The 16,113-nt window shown below is 62.2% G+C and carries 13 protein-coding genes and 1 tRNA gene; 9 read left to right on the top strand and 5 right to left on the bottom strand.

The genetic code is table 11. The features are described from left to right. Positions 1-179: 179 nt before the first annotated feature. The gene (locus CDN36_RS11305) at positions 180-1,919 is read right to left on the bottom strand and encodes a proline--tRNA ligase (RefSeq protein WP_150557170.1); all 1,740 of its coding nucleotides are present in this window, start codon (positions 1,917-1,919) and stop codon (positions 180-182) included. Between the two features lie 212 nt (positions 1,920-2,131). On the opposite strand from CDN36_RS11305, the gene CDN36_RS11310 reads away from it, so the two are divergent. Together CDN36_RS11310 and CDN36_RS11315 are read left to right on the top strand one after the other, a co-directional pair. After that, a complete protein-coding gene (locus CDN36_RS11310; RefSeq protein ID WP_241013672.1) occupies positions 2,132-2,785 on the top strand; it encodes an RNA pyrophosphohydrolase in 654 nt (217 codons plus the stop codon). Positions 2,786-3,110: 325 nt separating this feature from the next. Then, positions 3,111-3,659, top strand: a complete 549-nt coding sequence (locus CDN36_RS11315; RefSeq protein WP_287496756.1) for a CNP1-like family protein — start codon at positions 3,111-3,113, stop codon at positions 3,657-3,659. Positions 3,660-3,798: 139 nt separating this feature from the next. Here CDN36_RS11315 and proB read toward each other — a convergent pair whose 3' ends face one another. From proB to rplU, 4 genes are all read right to left on the bottom strand, one after another. Next, the gene (gene proB / locus CDN36_RS11320; RefSeq protein WP_150557173.1) at positions 3,799-4,932 is read right to left on the bottom strand and encodes a glutamate 5-kinase; all 1,134 of its coding nucleotides are present in this window, start codon (positions 4,930-4,932) and stop codon (positions 3,799-3,801) included. 157 nt (positions 4,933-5,089) lie between these two features. Then, positions 5,090-6,229 (bottom strand): Obg family GTPase CgtA, encoded by a 1,140-nt coding sequence (gene cgtA, locus CDN36_RS11325; RefSeq protein WP_287496757.1) that lies wholly within the window; start codon positions 6,227-6,229, stop codon positions 5,090-5,092. A 158-nt stretch (positions 6,230-6,387) separates the two neighbouring features. Further along, positions 6,388-6,648: a 50S ribosomal protein L27 gene (gene rpmA / locus CDN36_RS11330; RefSeq protein WP_150557175.1), complete on the bottom strand. Its 261-nt coding sequence runs from the start codon at positions 6,646-6,648 to the stop codon at positions 6,388-6,390. Between the two features lie 28 nt (positions 6,649-6,676). Continuing rightward, the gene (gene rplU, locus CDN36_RS11335) at positions 6,677-6,988 is read right to left on the bottom strand and encodes a 50S ribosomal protein L21 (RefSeq protein WP_010803930.1); all 312 of its coding nucleotides are present in this window, start codon (positions 6,986-6,988) and stop codon (positions 6,677-6,679) included. A 337-nt stretch (positions 6,989-7,325) separates the two neighbouring features. On the opposite strand from rplU, the gene CDN36_RS11340 reads away from it, so the two are divergent. The 7 genes from CDN36_RS11340 to CDN36_RS11370 all read left to right on the top strand — a co-directional run bounded on the left by CDN36_RS11340 (position 7,326) and on the right by CDN36_RS11370 (position 16,070). After that, positions 7,326-8,255, top strand: a complete 930-nt coding sequence (locus tag CDN36_RS11340; protein ID WP_241013689.1) for a polyprenyl synthetase family protein — start codon at positions 7,326-7,328, stop codon at positions 8,253-8,255. Between the two features lie 24 nt (positions 8,256-8,279). Continuing rightward, a tRNA-Pro gene (locus CDN36_RS11345) sits at positions 8,280-8,356 on the top strand. Positions 8,357-8,599: 243 nt separating this feature from the next. Then, positions 8,600-10,210: a site-specific integrase gene (locus CDN36_RS11350; protein WP_287496758.1), complete on the top strand. Its 1,611-nt coding sequence runs from the start codon at positions 8,600-8,602 to the stop codon at positions 10,208-10,210. Between the two features lie 1,218 nt (positions 10,211-11,428). Next, a complete protein-coding gene (locus tag CDN36_RS11355) occupies positions 11,429-12,025 on the top strand; it encodes a hypothetical protein (RefSeq protein ID WP_287496759.1) in 597 nt (198 codons plus the stop codon). 67 nt (positions 12,026-12,092) lie between these two features. Beyond that, positions 12,093-12,278, top strand: a complete 186-nt coding sequence (locus CDN36_RS11360; protein WP_287496760.1) for a hypothetical protein — start codon at positions 12,093-12,095, stop codon at positions 12,276-12,278. Beyond that, positions 12,253-13,638 carry a site-specific DNA-methyltransferase gene (locus CDN36_RS11365; protein WP_287496761.1) on the top strand — a complete coding sequence of 462 codons (1,386 nt, stop codon included), beginning with the start codon at positions 12,253-12,255 and terminating at the stop codon, positions 13,636-13,638. The genes CDN36_RS11360 and CDN36_RS11365 overlap by 26 nt, the downstream gene beginning before the upstream one ends. Before the next feature lie 8 nt (positions 13,639-13,646). Beyond that, positions 13,647-16,070, top strand: a complete 2,424-nt coding sequence (locus tag CDN36_RS11370) for a DEAD/DEAH box helicase (protein WP_287496762.1) — start codon at positions 13,647-13,649, stop codon at positions 16,068-16,070. The last annotated feature ends 43 nt before the right edge of the window (positions 16,071-16,113 follow it).

The raw sequence follows: 16,113 nt of genomic DNA on the forward strand, positions 1-16,113 counted from the left end.
ACCCATCGCCGCGACTGGCGCGGACTCGCGCGGACCGGCGCGGACTCGCGTGGATATGACAACGGCAGTCGCCAGGGCGACTGCCGTCAGGGATTGCCGATGTCGCGGCACCGCCCGCCCGGAGGGCGACTCGCCACCCTCCGCCGGGCTGGCCTGGCGGCGCCGCGCCGCGCCGATGCTCAGACCGCCTTGGCAGCGCGCACCTTGCCGGCCACGATTTCGGCCACGTCAGCCGCATCGAGCAGTTGGGCCTGCGTGTCGCGACGGCCCTGATACTCGATCTTGCCCTCCTTCAGGCCGCGCTCGCCGATCACCAGACGGTGCGGCACGCCGATCAGCTCCCAGTCGGCGAACATCACGCCGGGGCGCTCGCCGCGATCGTCGAGAATCACGTCGATGCCGGCGGCCAGCAGCGCTTCGTACAGCTTGTCGGCAGCCGCGCGCACCGCGTCGCTGCGCTCGTAGCCCATCGGGCACAGCACCACTTCGAACGGTGCGATCGATTCCGGCCAGATGATGCCGCGCTCATCGAAATTCTGTTCGATGGCCGCTCCCAGAATCCGCGTGATGCCAATGCCGTAGCAGCCCATTTCCATCGGCGCGGGCTTGCCGTTCTCGTCGAGGAAGGTGGCGTTCATCGCATCGGAATACTTGGTGCCGAGCTGGAACACGTGCCCCACTTCGATGCCGCGGCACAGCGCGATCTCCCCCTTGCCGTCGGGCGAGGGGTCGCCCGGCACGACATTTCGCAGATCGAAGACCACCTCCGGCTCGGGCAGGTCGCGGCCCCAGTTCACGCCGGTGATGTGGTAGTCGACTTCGTTCGCGCCGACCACGAAGTCGCTCATCTTCGCGACCGTGCGATCCACCACGAGCCTGACCGGCTTTTTCGTGCCGATGGGGCCGAGGTAGCCCGGCGGCGTACCGAACCATTCCACGATTTCGGCCTCGCTCGCGAAGCGGAAATCCGCCAGGCCGGGCACCTTGCTCGCCTTGATCTCGTTGAGTTCGTGATCGCCGCGCAGCAACAGCAGCCACAGGGTCGTGCCGGTGTCTTCGCTATCGGTGGCGAGCACGATCGACTTGACCGTGCGGGCAAGCGGGATCGAGAGCAGTTCGGCCACCGCTTCGCACTTGGCCTTGCCGGGCGTAGCGGTCTTCGTCATTGCCTCGGCCGGCGCGGCGCGTTCGCCCTGGGGCGCGAGCGCCTCGGCCATCTCGACGTTGGCCGCATAGTCCGACGTCGGACAATAGGCGATCGAGTCCTCGCCGGTCTCCGCGATCACGTGGAATTCGTGCGAGCCCGAACCGCCGATGGAGCCGTTGTCGGCCACCACGGCGCGGAATTCCAGGCCCAGGCGCGTGAAGATGCGCACGTAGGCGTCGAACATTTTCTGATACGACGCCTGCAGGCCGGCACGATCCTTGTCGAAGGAATAGGCGTCCTTCATGATGAACTCGCGCCCGCGCATCACGCCGAAGCGCGGCCGGATCTCGTCGCGGAACTTCGTCTGCACCTGGTAGAAATTCACCGGCAACTGGCGATAGCTCTTGATTTCGCGACGCGCGATGTCCGTCACGACCTCTTCATGGGTCGGGCCGACGACGAAATCGCGGTCGTTGCGATCCTTCAGGCGCAGCAGTTCGGGGCCGTACTTCTGCCAGCGACCCGACTCCTGCCAGAGTTCCGCCGGCTGCACCGCCGGCATGAGCAACTCGAGCGCGCCGGCGCGGTTCATTTCTTCACGGACGATGGCTTCGACCTTGCGGATGGAGCGCAGACCGATCGGCAAGTAGTCGTAGATTCCGCCGGCAACGCGGCGGATCATGCCGGAGCGCATCATCAGCTTGTGGCTGACGATTTCGGCGTCGGCGGGCGCCTCCTTGAGGGTGCCGATGAAGAAACGAGAGGCTTTCATGCAGATTTCCGGAAAAATGAGGGTCAACGGCGCACGCGGCGATTCGATGGATGGCCGGGATCCGGGCCGGGGCGCGCCCGAACGTCGTCGCAGCCCCCGAGACACCCGCCGGCCCTGCGCGCCGCCCCGGTCGCCCGAGCCGCCGCCGGCCGCCGCGCCGGTGATTATCTGTTTATAATCGAAGCAATTTTAAAGGATTCAAGGGTGGTTGTATGCTGGACCGTGAAGGCTTTCGCCCGAACGTCGGCATCATCCTCTTAAACGCACGCAATGAAGTGTTCTGGGGCAAGCGACTGGGCGAGCACTCCTGGCAGTTCCCGCAAGGCGGCATCAAGTACGGCGAAACGCCCGAACAGGCCATGTTCCGCGAATTGCACGAGGAAACCGGGCTGAAGCCAGAACACGTCAAGATCATCGGTCGCACACGCGACTGGCTGCGTTATGAGGTGCCGGACAAGTTCATCAAGCGCGAAGTGCGCGGACATTACCGGGGCCAGAAGCAAATCTGGTTCCTGCTGCGCATGGTCGGCCGCGACTGCGACATCTGCCTGCGCGCGACTGATCATCCCGAGTTCGACGCCTGGCGCTGGAACGAATATTGGGTGCCGCTCGACGCCGTGATCGAGTTCAAGCGCGAAGTCTATCAACTCGCACTGAACGAACTCTCGCGCTACCTGCGCCGCTCCGCCGCGCGCGCCCAACAGGACCGGCGGCGGTTTCCGCGCGCCGGCGCCCGCGTCGGCGAACCGCCGCAGGCCGTGACGGGTACGCCGCACTCGCAGGACGCGAGCCGCAGCGAACCCGATTGCGGCAACGGTTCGCCGCCGGGCGGCGCCGCCCAGGGCCTGCCGCCCCGGGAGCCGTGAACCGGGTCGCGCAGGGCCTGTCACATCGACGGACGCGGGCCTCCGCCCGCGTTCCGTTGCCTTTCGTTGCCTTTCGTGGTCTTTCCGTGACCTTTCATGGCCTTTTCGTGGCATTGCGCGCCCCTAACGAATTGCTATCGAATTGCTATCGAGCCACTAACGAGCCACTAACGAGCTACTAACGAGCCACGCGCGCGCCCCGGAAGGCCACCATCACGACTTCGCTGCGCCTTCGTCCGTCCAATCGATTTCCCGACCACAACCCATGCGCTCTTTCCTTGCCCGCCGCACCCCGCGCCCGACCGCTTCGGCGCCCCTGGCATCCTTGCCCGCCCTCACTGCCCTCACTGCCCTCACCGCCCTCACGCTGTTGGCGGCCTGCAGCAGCGTCTCGCAGCCCGTCCAGGACTTCGACGAGTACCTGGCCCAGCAGGAAGCGGCCAAGGGCAAGTGGAAGGAAGCCGCATACAGCCTGCCGACGAGCGCCCCGCAAGACGCCGACCTGATCAGCTTCCCCACGCTGCCCAACGCCGCGCTCGACTACGCCATCGACGCGAAGTCGGTGCAGGTCACCGAGGACGGCGTGGTGCGCTACATCGCCGTCATCCGCAGCAAGCAGGGCGCGCGCAACGTCTCGTATGAAGGCATGCACTGTGCCACGTTCGAGTCGCGCCTCTATGCGACCGGCCGTCCCGACGGCACGTGGGCGCCTGCGCGCAACAGCGAGTGGCGCCCGATCCGCCCGTATGGCGCAACGGCATATCAGGGCATTCTGTACCGCGACTACCTCTGCCAGGACAAGACGCCGTTGGGCAGCGCGAAGGACATCGTGCAGAACCTGCGCTACCCGACGACGCCCACGAACTATCGCTGAACTATCGCCGAGGTATCGCGCCTCTGGGGCGCCTCCCTGCGCGGTCCCGCGCCGCCTACGCGGTCAGGGGTGTAAAAACGCCGGTCACGCTTGACGTGCCGGCGTTTTTTGTCGACCACGCGCGCCGCGCGACAGCGGCTCAGCGCAGGATCAGGTTGTCGCGATGGATCAACTCCGGCTCGTTCGCGAAGCCGAGCACCTGCTCGATGTCGCTGCTCGGATGGCGCCGGATCAGGCGCGTCTCCGACGCACTGTAGTTCGACAGGCCGCGCGCCACTTCGTGACCGGCCTCGTCCACGCAGGCGATGACTTCCCCGCGCGCGAACGTGCCTTCCACGTCGATCACGCCGATCGGCAGCAGGCTCTTGCCTTCTTCCACCAGCTTCTTGCAGGCGCCGGCGTCGATGACCACGCGCCCGCGCACCTGCAGATGATCCGCCATCCACTGTTTGCGGGCCGTGAGGACTGCCGTGCGCGCGACCAGCTGCGTGCCGATGGCCTCGCCGCTCGCCAGACGCACGAGTACGTCCGTCTCGCGGCCCGACGCGATCACGGTATGCGCGCCGCTCGTCGCGGCGCGCTTGGCGGCCAGTATCTTGGTCAGCATGCCGCCGCGCCCGATATTGGTCCCTGCGCCGCCGGCCATCGCTTCCAGACGCTCGTCGCCGGCGTCCGCCTCATGCACGAACTCCGCATCGGGATGCTTGCGCGGGTCGGCCGTGTACAGGCCCGACTGGTCGGTCAGGATGACGAGGGCGTCGCCGTCGATCAGATTCGTGACGAGCGCGCCAAGCGTATCGTTGTCGCCGAACTTGATTTCGTCGGTAACGACGGTGTCGTTTTCGTTGATGATCGGCACCACGCCCAGACGCAGCAGCGTGAGCAAGGTCGTGCGTGCGTTCAGATAGCGCTCGCGATCGGCCAGATCGGCATGCGTGAGGAGAATCTGCGCGGTGCGCACGCCGTGCTCGGCAAAGCGCGTCTCGTAGACCTGCGCAAGCCCCATCTGCCCCACGGCGGCAGCCGCCTGCAGTTCGTCGATGGCCTTCGGGCGGCGCGCCCAGCCCAGTCGCTGCATGCCCTCGGCAATGGCGCCCGAGCTGACCAGCACGACCTGCTTTGGCGGACGTCCGTCACCGCCATGCCGCAGCGCGGCGATCTGTTGCGCCCATCGCGCAATCGCGACATCGTCCAGCCCGCGACCGTCGTTGGTCACGAGACTGGACCCCACTTTCACCACGAGCCGTTTCGCATCGGCGATGACCGAACGCATGGAACTGAACTCTCCTGCGGAGGTATTTGGGAAAACTGGCCGCTACCGTCGTCGGGAAGCCCATCGAAATCGACCTTCCCTCGCGCGGCCGCGGCGGCCGGATCGCTGGCACGGGCGCGGTTGCCGCTCCAGCACCAGTTCTCGAGTGACGTGGAGTTTACGCCTTTGGCGCGCCGTGCGGTGGCGATGGCGGCACGCCGTCCGGTGACGGGGTCGGCGCGGCAGCGCCGCCTTCACGGAAACGCGGATCTTGCGCGGCGTCCTCGATCGCTTCCTCGACGGCGCCGCGCTGCTGATACAGGTAGTCCTGCACCGCCAGGCACAGCGTCTCGCAGCCTTCACCGGTAAGCGCGGAGATCTGGTACGTCGGGCCATCCCATTCGAAACGCTTCAGGAAGTCGGCCACACGCCCGGCGCGCTCGTCCTCCGGCACCATGTCGACCTTGTTGAGCACCAGCCAGCGCGGCTTGTTGAAGAGTTCCTCGTCGTACTTCTGGAGTTCGAGCACGATGGCGCGGGCGTCGGCCACCGGATCGACGCCCTCGTCGAACGGCGCGATGTCCACGATATGGAGCAGCAGGCCGGTGCGCTGCAGGTGACGCAGGAACTGGTGCCCCAGACCGGCGCCCTCGGCCGCGCCTTCGATCAGCCCCGGAATGTCGGCGATGACGAAACTCTTGCCCGGCGCCGTGCGCACGACACCGAGGTTGGGATGCAGCGTGGTGAACGGGTAGTCGGCAATCTTCGGCCGGGCGTTGGACACCGACGAAATAAAAGTGGACTTGCCCGCGTTGGGCATGCCGAGCAGGCCGACGTCCGCGAGCACCTTGAGCTCGAGCTGGAGCATGCGGCGCTCGCCGGGCTTGCCGTCCGTCTTCTGACGCGGCGCGCGGTTCGTGCTCGACTTGAAGTGAAGGTTGCCCAGGCCGCCCGCACCGCCGCGCGCGAGCACGACTTCCTGACCGTGTTCGGTCAGGTCGGCGATGACTTCGCCCGTGTCCATGTCGCTGATGATGGTGCCGACCGGCATGCGCAGGAAGATATCGTCGCCGCCCTTGCCGTAGCAGTCCGAGCCCCGGCCGGATTCGCCGTTCTTCGCCACGTGCTTCTTCGAATAACGGTAATCGATGAGGGTGTTGATGTTGCGATCCGCCACGGCATACACGCTGCCGCCGCGACCGCCGTCGCCGCCGTCGGGTCCGCCGAAGGGCACGAATTTCTCCCGGCGCATCGACGCCGAGCCATTGCCGCCGTTCCCGGCGATCACCTCGATACGCGCTGCGTCAATGAATTTCATGGTTCCGTTCCGCTTTATCGACCGTCTGCAGACGATCCTGACGCTATTCCACACCCATCCGCCCGTGCCGGCCTTTCGCGGCGCGCGCACGGAACGAAGGGGACAAACAAAAAAGGCTCCGCATGGGAGCGGAGCCTTTTGGTGGCAAAAGGCTTGGCTTACGCTGCCGGCACCACGCTGACGTACTGCTTCTTCGCTGCGCCCTTGACGGCGAACTGCACATGACCGTCGGTCAGTGCAAACAGCGTGTGGTCCTTGCCGATGCCGACGTTTTCGCCGGCGTGCATGCGCGTACCGCGTTGGCGAACGATGATGCCGCCAGCCAGGATCGCCTGACCGCCGTACACCTTCACGCCAAGGCGCTTCGACTCGGAATCGCGGCCGTTACGGGACGAACCGCCTGCTTTTTTGTGTGCCATGACTTAACTCCTTACCTAGCTCGATCGATTAGCCGTTGATGCTGTCGATGCGCAGCTCGGTGTAGTTTTGGCGATGGCCTTGACGCTTTTGGTAGTGCTTGCGACGGCGCATCTTGAAAATCTTCACCTTGGGGTGACGACCTTGGGCGATAACGGTAGCCTTGACGGAAGCCCCACTGACCAACGGCGCACCGAACTTAATCGATTCGCCCTCGCCAACGGCGAGAACCTGGTCGATGGTGATTTCAGCGCCAATGTCAGCCGGTATCTGTTCTACTTTGAGCTTTTCGCCAGCAGCAACCTTGTATTGCTTGCCGCCGGTTTTTATGACCGCGTACATTGTTGAACCTCACTCATAAACAAGAGAATTTCCGTGCGGGCCGAGAGGTCCGGAGAGGACTCGTCTTGCCGGCCGCCCGCATCGCTGCGACCCCTGGCCCCCGCCATACCGGAGCATTTCGGGGCCGGTCGCGACGAATGCGCGCACGAAAACCGGGGATTATACAGACTTTCTCCTTTTGCGTCAAAGACTTCCGTGAAACCAGTCATTCCGCGGGGCTGGTGCCCGAAAGTTGCCGCGCCCACTATATAATTTGGGGCGAATTTTTCCTCACCCGAGCCTTGTCTTGACTGCTTCGACTTCTTCCCAGAACGTACTGGCCGCCATCGCCGACGACATGCGTGCCGTCGACCAGCTCATTCGTGAACGGCTGGCCTCCGAGGTGGTCCTGATCAACCAGATCTCGGAGTACATCATCAATTCGGGCGGCAAACGACTGCGCCCGGCACTGCTCCTGCTCGTGGCAGGCGCTCTCGGCGTGACATCGCAGGCGCGCTACGAACTGGCCGCCGTCATCGAATTCATTCACACGTCCACGCTGCTGCACGACGACGTCGTCGACGAGTCGGACCTGCGCCGCGGCAAGCAAACGGCCAACGCGCTGTTTGGCAACGCGGCGTCGGTGCTCGTTGGCGACTTCCTGTATTCGCGCTCGTTCGAAATGATGGTGAGCGTGGACAACATGCGCGTGATGCAGATTCTTGCGCGCGCGACCAACGTGATCGCCGAGGGCGAAGTGCTGCAGCTTCTGAACATGCACGATCCGGACGTGGACGAGGCGCGCTACCTGCAGGTCATCAAGTACAAGACGGCCACGCTGTTCGAAGCGGCAACGCAGCTCGCCGCCGTGCTGGCCGACGCCGACGCGCCAACCGAAGCGGCCGTGCGCGAATACGGCGGTCGCCTGGGCACGGCCTTCCAACTGATGGACGACTGGCTCGATTACGCCGGCGACACCGATGCGATGGGCAAGAACGCCGGCGACGATCTTCGCGAGGGCAAGCCGACCCTGCCGCTCATTCATGTGCTGCAGCATGGCACCGAACAGGAACGCGCGCTCGTTCGCGAAGCGATCGAGAACGGCGGCACCGACAAGTTCGAACCGATTCTTGCTGCGATCACACGAACGGGCGCGCTCGATTACACGCTGGCTCGCGCGAAGGAAGAGGCCGATGCAGCCGCACGAATTATTTCTGCGCTGCCCTCTTCCAATTACAAAAATAGCCTGCTAGAATTATGTTCTTACTCGATAGCGCGACGCACTTAACAAAGCGAAGCAGCCGTATCGAAGCGGGGTGTAGCTTAGCCTGGTAGAGCGCTACGTTCGGGACGTAGAGGCCGGAGGTTCGAATCCTCTCACCCCGACCAGATTTACCTTCAAAAACAGCGAGTTATTCAACTCGCTGTTTTTGTTTGTGCCGGAATCAGTGGCAGTTCAGTGGCAATCTCAGCCCTGCCGGGGTCGAGACTGCCGCCTGAAAAAAAGTTCATCGAAGAACTCGCCGGCTGTCAGCGACTTTTTGCGATGCACCTGCCGGAGCCGCCATTTGCGGCAAATCATCTGGCCGTCCCTACCCTATACCGTGCTCCTCAATTGCACAGGAGCCTGGGATGGCCTCCATCGAGAACCGCTCGCATTACGTTGTCACGGTCAAGCAACGTGACGACCTGACCCGCACCTTCGCTCACGACACCAAAGCCAAGGCCAAGGCTGCGGCGTATGTCCAGTCGCTTCAGGACCAAGGCTACAAGCCGAAACTCGGCCGCCTCGACAACTATTACGCCATCCGCGACCGCAGCGTCACCCGCGCTGAACAGACCCTGTACGCATACAGCAAGTCAGAGGCGGAAGCCATCAAGGCGCGACTCGAATCCGAGCACAAGCAGAGCCTCTTCGTCAACTATGCGCTGGGCTACAAAACCACGCTTGCCGACTTGATGATTCGCTATTTGCGCGAAGAGGCCCCGCGCCATAAGAGCTTTGAGGTCGAAGCCTACAAAATCAACGCGATGCTCGAAGATGCTGGCCTGCCGCGGCTCGACCTCGGCGAAATCGTGGCGCAGCACAAGAATCCGCATCCCAAGGTCGCCGCCATGAAGCTGCGCAAAGCGACGGGCACTCGCATGGGGCGGGCATCGGAGGCCAGCAAGTTCATTCGCAAGGCGTTCGCCACCGTCGTTCCCGACGACTTTACTGACTACATTGACGAGCGCTCTCAGATTGTGGAGAGCTCGACGGTCGACCGCGAAATCGACATCTTCTCGGCCGTGTGCAACATTGCCATCGACGTCTGGCGCATTCCCGTTGCGAAAAATCCGATGGACGGCGTGCGGCGGCCCAAGTATTACAACGAACGTGACCGCCGCCTGGTCGGCGACGAGGAGGCCCGGTTGCTGGCTGCCGCCCGGGCAGAAGACCGGGAGCAATCGGTTGCCCGGCGTCTCGAAGAACTGATGTCTGCCGAACGCGACGAAGCGAATAGCGCGGAAACTGTGTACGGGCGCAAAAAGGTGGTCAAGGACGCCCGGCGGCGCTATCTCGCCGAAGCGGAAGCGACTTACATTCATGTGCCGCTGCTCGAGACGTTCATCCAGTTCCAACTCATGACGGGGGCCCGTCGCTCCGAAACCCTGACGCTGACTTGGTCGCGTGTGAACCTGGCTTGCCAGACGGCGCTGCTGCCGGATACCAAGAACGGACGGGCACGAAAGCTGCCGCTGCGTGTTGACCTGATTGAGATGCTCGACCAGCTGCCCCGCACTGACGACTGCATCTTCCCGATTGGCGTGGACGGCCTGCGCAAGGCGTGGAAGCGCATCTGCGAGCAGGCTGGCCTGACCGGCGAACATGAACTGCGCATTCACGACCTGCGACACGAGGCGATTTCGCGGGTGGCCGAGGCAGGCAGCAACACGCCTGGCGGCTTCTCGCTGGTTGACCTGCAGCACTTCAGCGGTCACCGTGATGTCCGCATGCTGCTGCGCTATGCGCACCTGTGCGCGCAAAGCCTGGCGAAGCGGCTTGACGCCGCGTTTGCGTCGAATACCGAGTCAGTTGAACACCACGGCCGCCGCCGGCTTACTGCTCGCGCATCGGTGACGCTCAAGGACATCGTGGCCGAATCGGCCGTCGTTCCGGGAGAAGTCGTTGAGGCGGACAACGCTCCCGCCGTCGTGCCGGCCAATGTCATTCGCATCGACTTCGGGAAGCGGGCCGCATGACCGGGCACGCGGATGCCGCGTGGTCCTGAGAAAGACCGGGCATCGAGCATGATGCCCGGTCTGAGGTGTGAAAAAAACCAAAGAACACTACCTGTTCTCGCTGTCCGACCGGCCAGGGTCGGAGGTCGACCATTCCGCGGCCAAGCGGAATGGTCGGCACATCACTGCAACGGGCCGCCAAGCCCAGCCCCAATGGGGCCACACACACTTTCCACCGCTGGCAGTTTTCGAGTACCGGTTGCCCGGTTCGCGTGCACCTTGACTGATGAGGTCTCGGAGTTTGCTCGAACTCTACTATCCGCCGCTCCCTCTCTTGTACCGTCCCGGGTGCCACCCCGGTCAAATGGCCGTCAGAGATTCCCACGTTAGTCCACAACGTCAAACCCGCGATTTGAGATATGGAGTCTCAAGGTCCAGGCATCGCATACGCTTCATGGCTTGCGCCACTTTCGGCCTACGATGTTCCAGAGCATCGGCTTACCAGCCCGACCTGTCATCGACTCATCACGCCCGCAGGCGCATATCCAAGGGTCTTTACTCAGATGGGGGACTCACACCCCCAGTTACAGGCTTAAGCTATCCAGAGACCCACGCATTTCCGCGTGGTGCCGAGCAGTCCAGGTTTCCCCTCATGCCCCTGCCGCATTTCTGCGGCCTCATCAGCCCACCTGCCGAGTCCGGGTAACGCCGTTCGATTCCGAACGCCCCCCGGTGCGGATTTGCACCGCTTCGAAGTGAACAGGGTTGGTGCGCGTTGCCGCGCCTCCCGTGTCCGTGTCGCCCAACACCGCGCCGTAAACGCGGATTGGGTCGAAAGAAGCATGTCTGCTTCTAGCGCCCGTTTCAGCCGCACCAGCCAGAGTTATCCGGCATGCAGCTAAGGCGGTGTTCGAGAGGTTGGCGACCTCTCGCGTGTCTTTCGACGTGTGTGTGATTTGCAGTTGGCGGTCTGCCTTTTGCGCCCTTCCAGGGTGCGCAAAAGGCAGACCACGATGCGTGCGAGCCTGCCAGGCCTTCGCCTGGCTGCCTGCCCTGCAAACACGATTCCCTCGTATGCGTATAGCTGCTTCCCGTGCGTTGCACGGAACATCAATATGTTTCATCGCGTATCGCCGAATCACATTTCACCGGCGTGGTTCGCGCTATACGAAGCATCACGTTTCGTATCGAACCAGCATGCCAGCCTCGACTCCCATCGCTCGGAACAAGACCGCCGCCATGACGCGCGTGCTCGACCTGGTTCCGCGTGGCTATCACCACTATGTCAGCGGCACCGTGCCGGTCGCGAAGGCGGAAGCGCTGGCGCAGAAATTCCATGCTCGATACGGCATCGGCTGCACGCCGGCACAGCGGCTGACGCGGAAAAGCAAGGAAGTCGCCAATGCCGTGCTCGTGATGTACTGGCCGGAGATGGCCGACCGCGTCGAGTGGCTATTGCTGGCGACCGATGGCAGCGGTTTGGATGGCGAGGCCCTGCGCATGGTTGACGCTTCACCGCGCCTGACGTGGCTGGGATACGAGCTGGTCCGCCATCCGGCGCGTGGGCGGGCCGCCTGGACCTGGCGGCGGACGAAGGACGAGATGGCCGAACTGCATGCGCTGGTGGCTTTTCAGGCCAGCCAGCGGCACTACGCTGCGCTGGCCGAGACACTGGGGCGCATCAGTCGGCAACCGGGATTTCACGGCGTGCGCGCCCAGTCGTGGTCGCTCCTCCAGGAAGCCAAGAGACGGGGTTATCCATGGGAACTGCCGCAGCTTTTCTTCGTGAAGAAGGTCTGCCACGGAGAACGTCTGATGCTGCCCGCTAGTCGCTGATAGCAGAGAGGCTCGGCCGCCGGAAAGATACAATAGCGAACCTGTATCTCTTCCAACTGCCAGCCTCATGCCGTTTCTCGACTGGGTAAATAAGAATCAAGCTAAGGACACCGCTCGCGAGGTGCCCTACCATCTGCTCAAGCGCGAAGCCATCTACGGGGATACGTCGGTTGCCGGCGACAATCTCATTATTCAGGGCGACAATTTGCTGGCCGCTGAAAGCGGTGATGCCCTTCTACGCCGGCCGCGTTAAATGTATCTTCATCGACCCGCCTTACAACACGCAAAGTGCATTCGAGCACTATGACGACCGACTTGAGCACAGCCAGTGGCTGTCCATGATGTACCCGCGTCTTGTACTTCTGAGAGACTTGCTGTCCGAGGATGGAAGTATCTGGGTAACCATTGATGACAATGAGGCGCACTACCTCAAAGTTCTGATGGACGAAGTGTTTAGCCGACGAAATGGAATTTCGACGGTCATATGGGAAAAATCAGATAGTCCCCGCATGGACGCCCAGTATTTCTCGTCTCGTCATGACACCATTTTGGCGTATGCCAAGAACCTTGAACGTTTTACGGTCAACAAGCTTGTGACAAACGGCGCCGCGGACCACTACGATAAAAAGGACGACCAAGGACGGTTGTACTACCTGAAACCCCTTCGGGCGATGGGCGGGCAGGGAGACTCTCGAGAATCCCGTCCGAACCTCTACTATTCCCTGCAGGCGCCTGATGGCACCCTTGTCTATCCAAAACGTCAAGACGGCTCCGACGGAGCTTGGCGATGGAGTAGTGAAAAAGTCGAACAGGAAGCGGAGCGCATCGAGTGGCGCAAAGGTCGGAATAGTTGGACGCCTTACTATCGAATCTACGCCGAAAGTAACTCAGTCCGTCCACCCGAAACTATCTGGTTCCATCAAGACGTCGGCAGTAATCGGACCTCAAAGGCGGAAGTAAAGAGCGTGGTACCCGACGAAATTCCGTTTGGCACTCCAAAGCCGGAAGCGCTATTGCAGCGCATATTGCACATTGCGAGTGATTCTGGGGATTTGGTATTGGACTCTTTTCTCGGTTCGGGGACAACCGCAGCCGTTGCCCACAAAATGGGGCGCCGTTACATCGGAATCGAAATGGGCGAGCATGCCCGCACCCATTGTGTGCCTCGCTTAGAAAAGGTCGTCGCCGGCGAACAAGGAGGCATCAGTAAGGCGGTTGAGTGGAAAGGCGGCGGCGGGTTCTCTTTCCTGACGCTGGGAGAGCCCGCTTTTGATGAAAACGGCCGCATCAATCCTGCCGTCGAGTTCCGCACACTAGCGGCTTATATCTGGCAGATTGAAACCGGTGCGGCTGGCCAGCAGCCATTCGACAGCCCGTTCCTGGGGGTGCATGACGGCAAAGCGTATTTTCTGCTGTACAACGGCATCCTGGGCGACCGGCGGCCCGCCGGCGGCAATGTGCTGAATAGTGCCGTCCTCGCCCATATCAGGACGCTCTGCCCATCTCCGATGCCAGTTGTCGTGTACGGTGAAACCTCGCGAGTAGGTCCGGCTCGCCTGGCTGCCGAAGAAATCACGTTCCGGCAGATTCCTTACGACATCTCCATGCGCTGAACCTGACCATGTTGAAGCTGAAAAAATACCAGGAAGATGCGCTCGATGCGCTGGTCGATTTCGTCAAACGTAGCCGCTCTGCTCCCACCACCGTGGCGTGGCAGGAGGCCATGGCCGCCCAGAATGTGACCGGCGTGCCTTACCACGACCTGTTCCCGGGGATTCCATGTGCGTGCCTCCGCGTGCCCACCGGGGGTGGCAAAACCCTCATGGCCGCGCATGCCGTCGTACCCGTCGGCCGGGCCCTCAGGGATAGTGATTTCCCGGTTGCCCTGTGGCTAACGCCATCCGACACGATTCGAACCCAGACACTCGAAGCTCTGTCCAATGTCCAGCATCCGTACAGGCAAGCTCTCGCGCATTACGTGGGCGAGAATCTCAGGGTCGCCGAACTAGAGAATCTGCAGACCGTTGCCGCTGGCGACGTCGGAAGGGCCTGCATCATCATCGTGGCGACCATCCAGTCCCTGAACGTGACGGATACGAGCAAGCGCAACGTCTACGCATTCTTCGAGGAACTACAGGAGCATTTCCGGGACTTGCCTCCGGCTTTGGCTGCGGGGCTGGAGAAGGTCACCGCCGCGGACCTGGAAAGCCAGCCGTTCCTGACTGAGAAGGACATCGGCCGGGTGAAGTGGTCAGTCGCAAACTGGCTCAATCTGCATCAGCCGGTTGTCATCGTCGATGAGGCCCATAACAACCGAACCGACCGCTTCTTCAAGACCCTGGGGCGCCTGAACCCCAGTTGCGTAGTCGAACTGACCGCGACGCCAGTCGCGGGCAACAACGTGCTGTACCACGTCTCCGCCCAGGAGCTGCGCGCCGAGCAGATGATTAAGCTGCCCATCGTCCTGGCCGAGCACCCGGAAGGCTGGCGCGAATGTCTGCGCGATGCAATTTTGACGCGGGACCGGTTGGACATCGTCGCGCAGAAAGAATCGGACTACATCCGTCCGATTGCCCTGATACAAGCCATGCCCAAGGGCGGTGAAGCCACGGTAGATGTGGTCAAGCAGCACCTCATCGAACAGGAACACATTCCCGCCGAGCAGATTGCCATCGCCACGGGCTCACAGAAAGAGCTGGACGGCGTAAATCTGTTCGACCCCGCGTGCCCGGTGCGATATGTCATCACCGTGGAGGCGTTGAAGGAAGGATGGGACTGCTCCTTCGCATACGTGCTGGCTAGCCTGCAGTCGGTCAACTCCGCCAAGGACGTTGAGCAGTTGCTAGGCCGAGTCCTGCGTATGCCCTATGCCAAAGACCGGAACCAGGCACCCCTAAACAAAGCATATGCCCATATTGTGGCGACCAATTTCGCCGAAGCTGCCAGCAATCTCCGAGACCGCCTGGTTCAAAACATGGGGTTCGAGCGACTGGATACGGCCAGCTTCATTGTGCCTCAGCAGTCACTCCCGCTGACTGGCGGTTCCGGCGACGCCGCTGGCAATGTCGTGGCAGGGGGCATAGCGCTGCCGGATTGTCATATCGAGCTGCCCACGCTGCCCGATACCAAGAACTGGCCGGAAGAATTGAAGGCCGCGGTTCAGGTACATCCAACGTCGCAGGGTGCAACGCTGGTGCTCAAGGGCAACGTAGACAGCGAGACGTTAAAGCAGGCAGAAACCTTCGTGACCGCGCCCCTGCCGCCCAAGGCGAAAGAAAAGGTGGCACAGCAGTTTGCTGACCATCGCGCCATGCGGCAGGCGATGAAGGCACCCGCCCAGTTGGGCTTGAGCTTCGCTCCCATTCCCCAGCTATGCCTGGAGTTGGACGGCTATCTCGAAGTGGTCGAGAAAGACACGCTGGCGCAACTCGGGGACTGGAGCCTGCTGGATACGCCCATCCAGTTGGAAAACTTTGCCATCCACGAGCTGGTCAACTCCTTCGAGATTGACGTCAATGGTGCGAAGGTTAGCTACAAGCATATCGACGCCCACCAGTTGAAGCTCAACGAGGTTACGAGCCATGTGAGCGAGCACGATTTGGTGCGATGGCTCGATGTGCAGGTCCGGCAGCCGGACGTCTCACAGCTCGACCTGCAAGCGTATCTGGTCAAGATGATTACTCATCTCATCCACGCCAAGGGCTTTAGCCTGACCGCTCTGGTCCGGGCGCGCTTCCAGCTGGCAGATGCCATCAAGAGCGAGGTCGGACGACTGCGTCGGCAGGCTGTAAAGAAAGGATTCCAGGGACGCTTGTTCGAAATGACGGTGCCCAGTCTGGAGGACATTGCCCGGTACAGCTTCACCTTTGACCCCGGCAAGTACCCCGCCAAGAACCTTTATCAAGGCAGCTACGAATTCAGCAAGCACTTCTACCCGGTCATTCATGACCTTCGGGAAAAGACGAACGCCGGGCAGATTGCCGAAGAGTTCCGCTGTGCACAGGTTATTGATCCGGCCCCTGTGAACTTGTATCAAGCTGCATAGCGAACAGGGCCGTGCTCGAAATACTTGCGAATTCGTTCGGGCT

This window comes from Pandoraea sp. CB10b_02 (assembly GCF_002216225.1).
In the GTDB taxonomy this organism is placed as follows: Bacteria; Pseudomonadota; Gammaproteobacteria; order Burkholderiales; family Burkholderiaceae; genus Pandoraea; species Pandoraea nosoerga.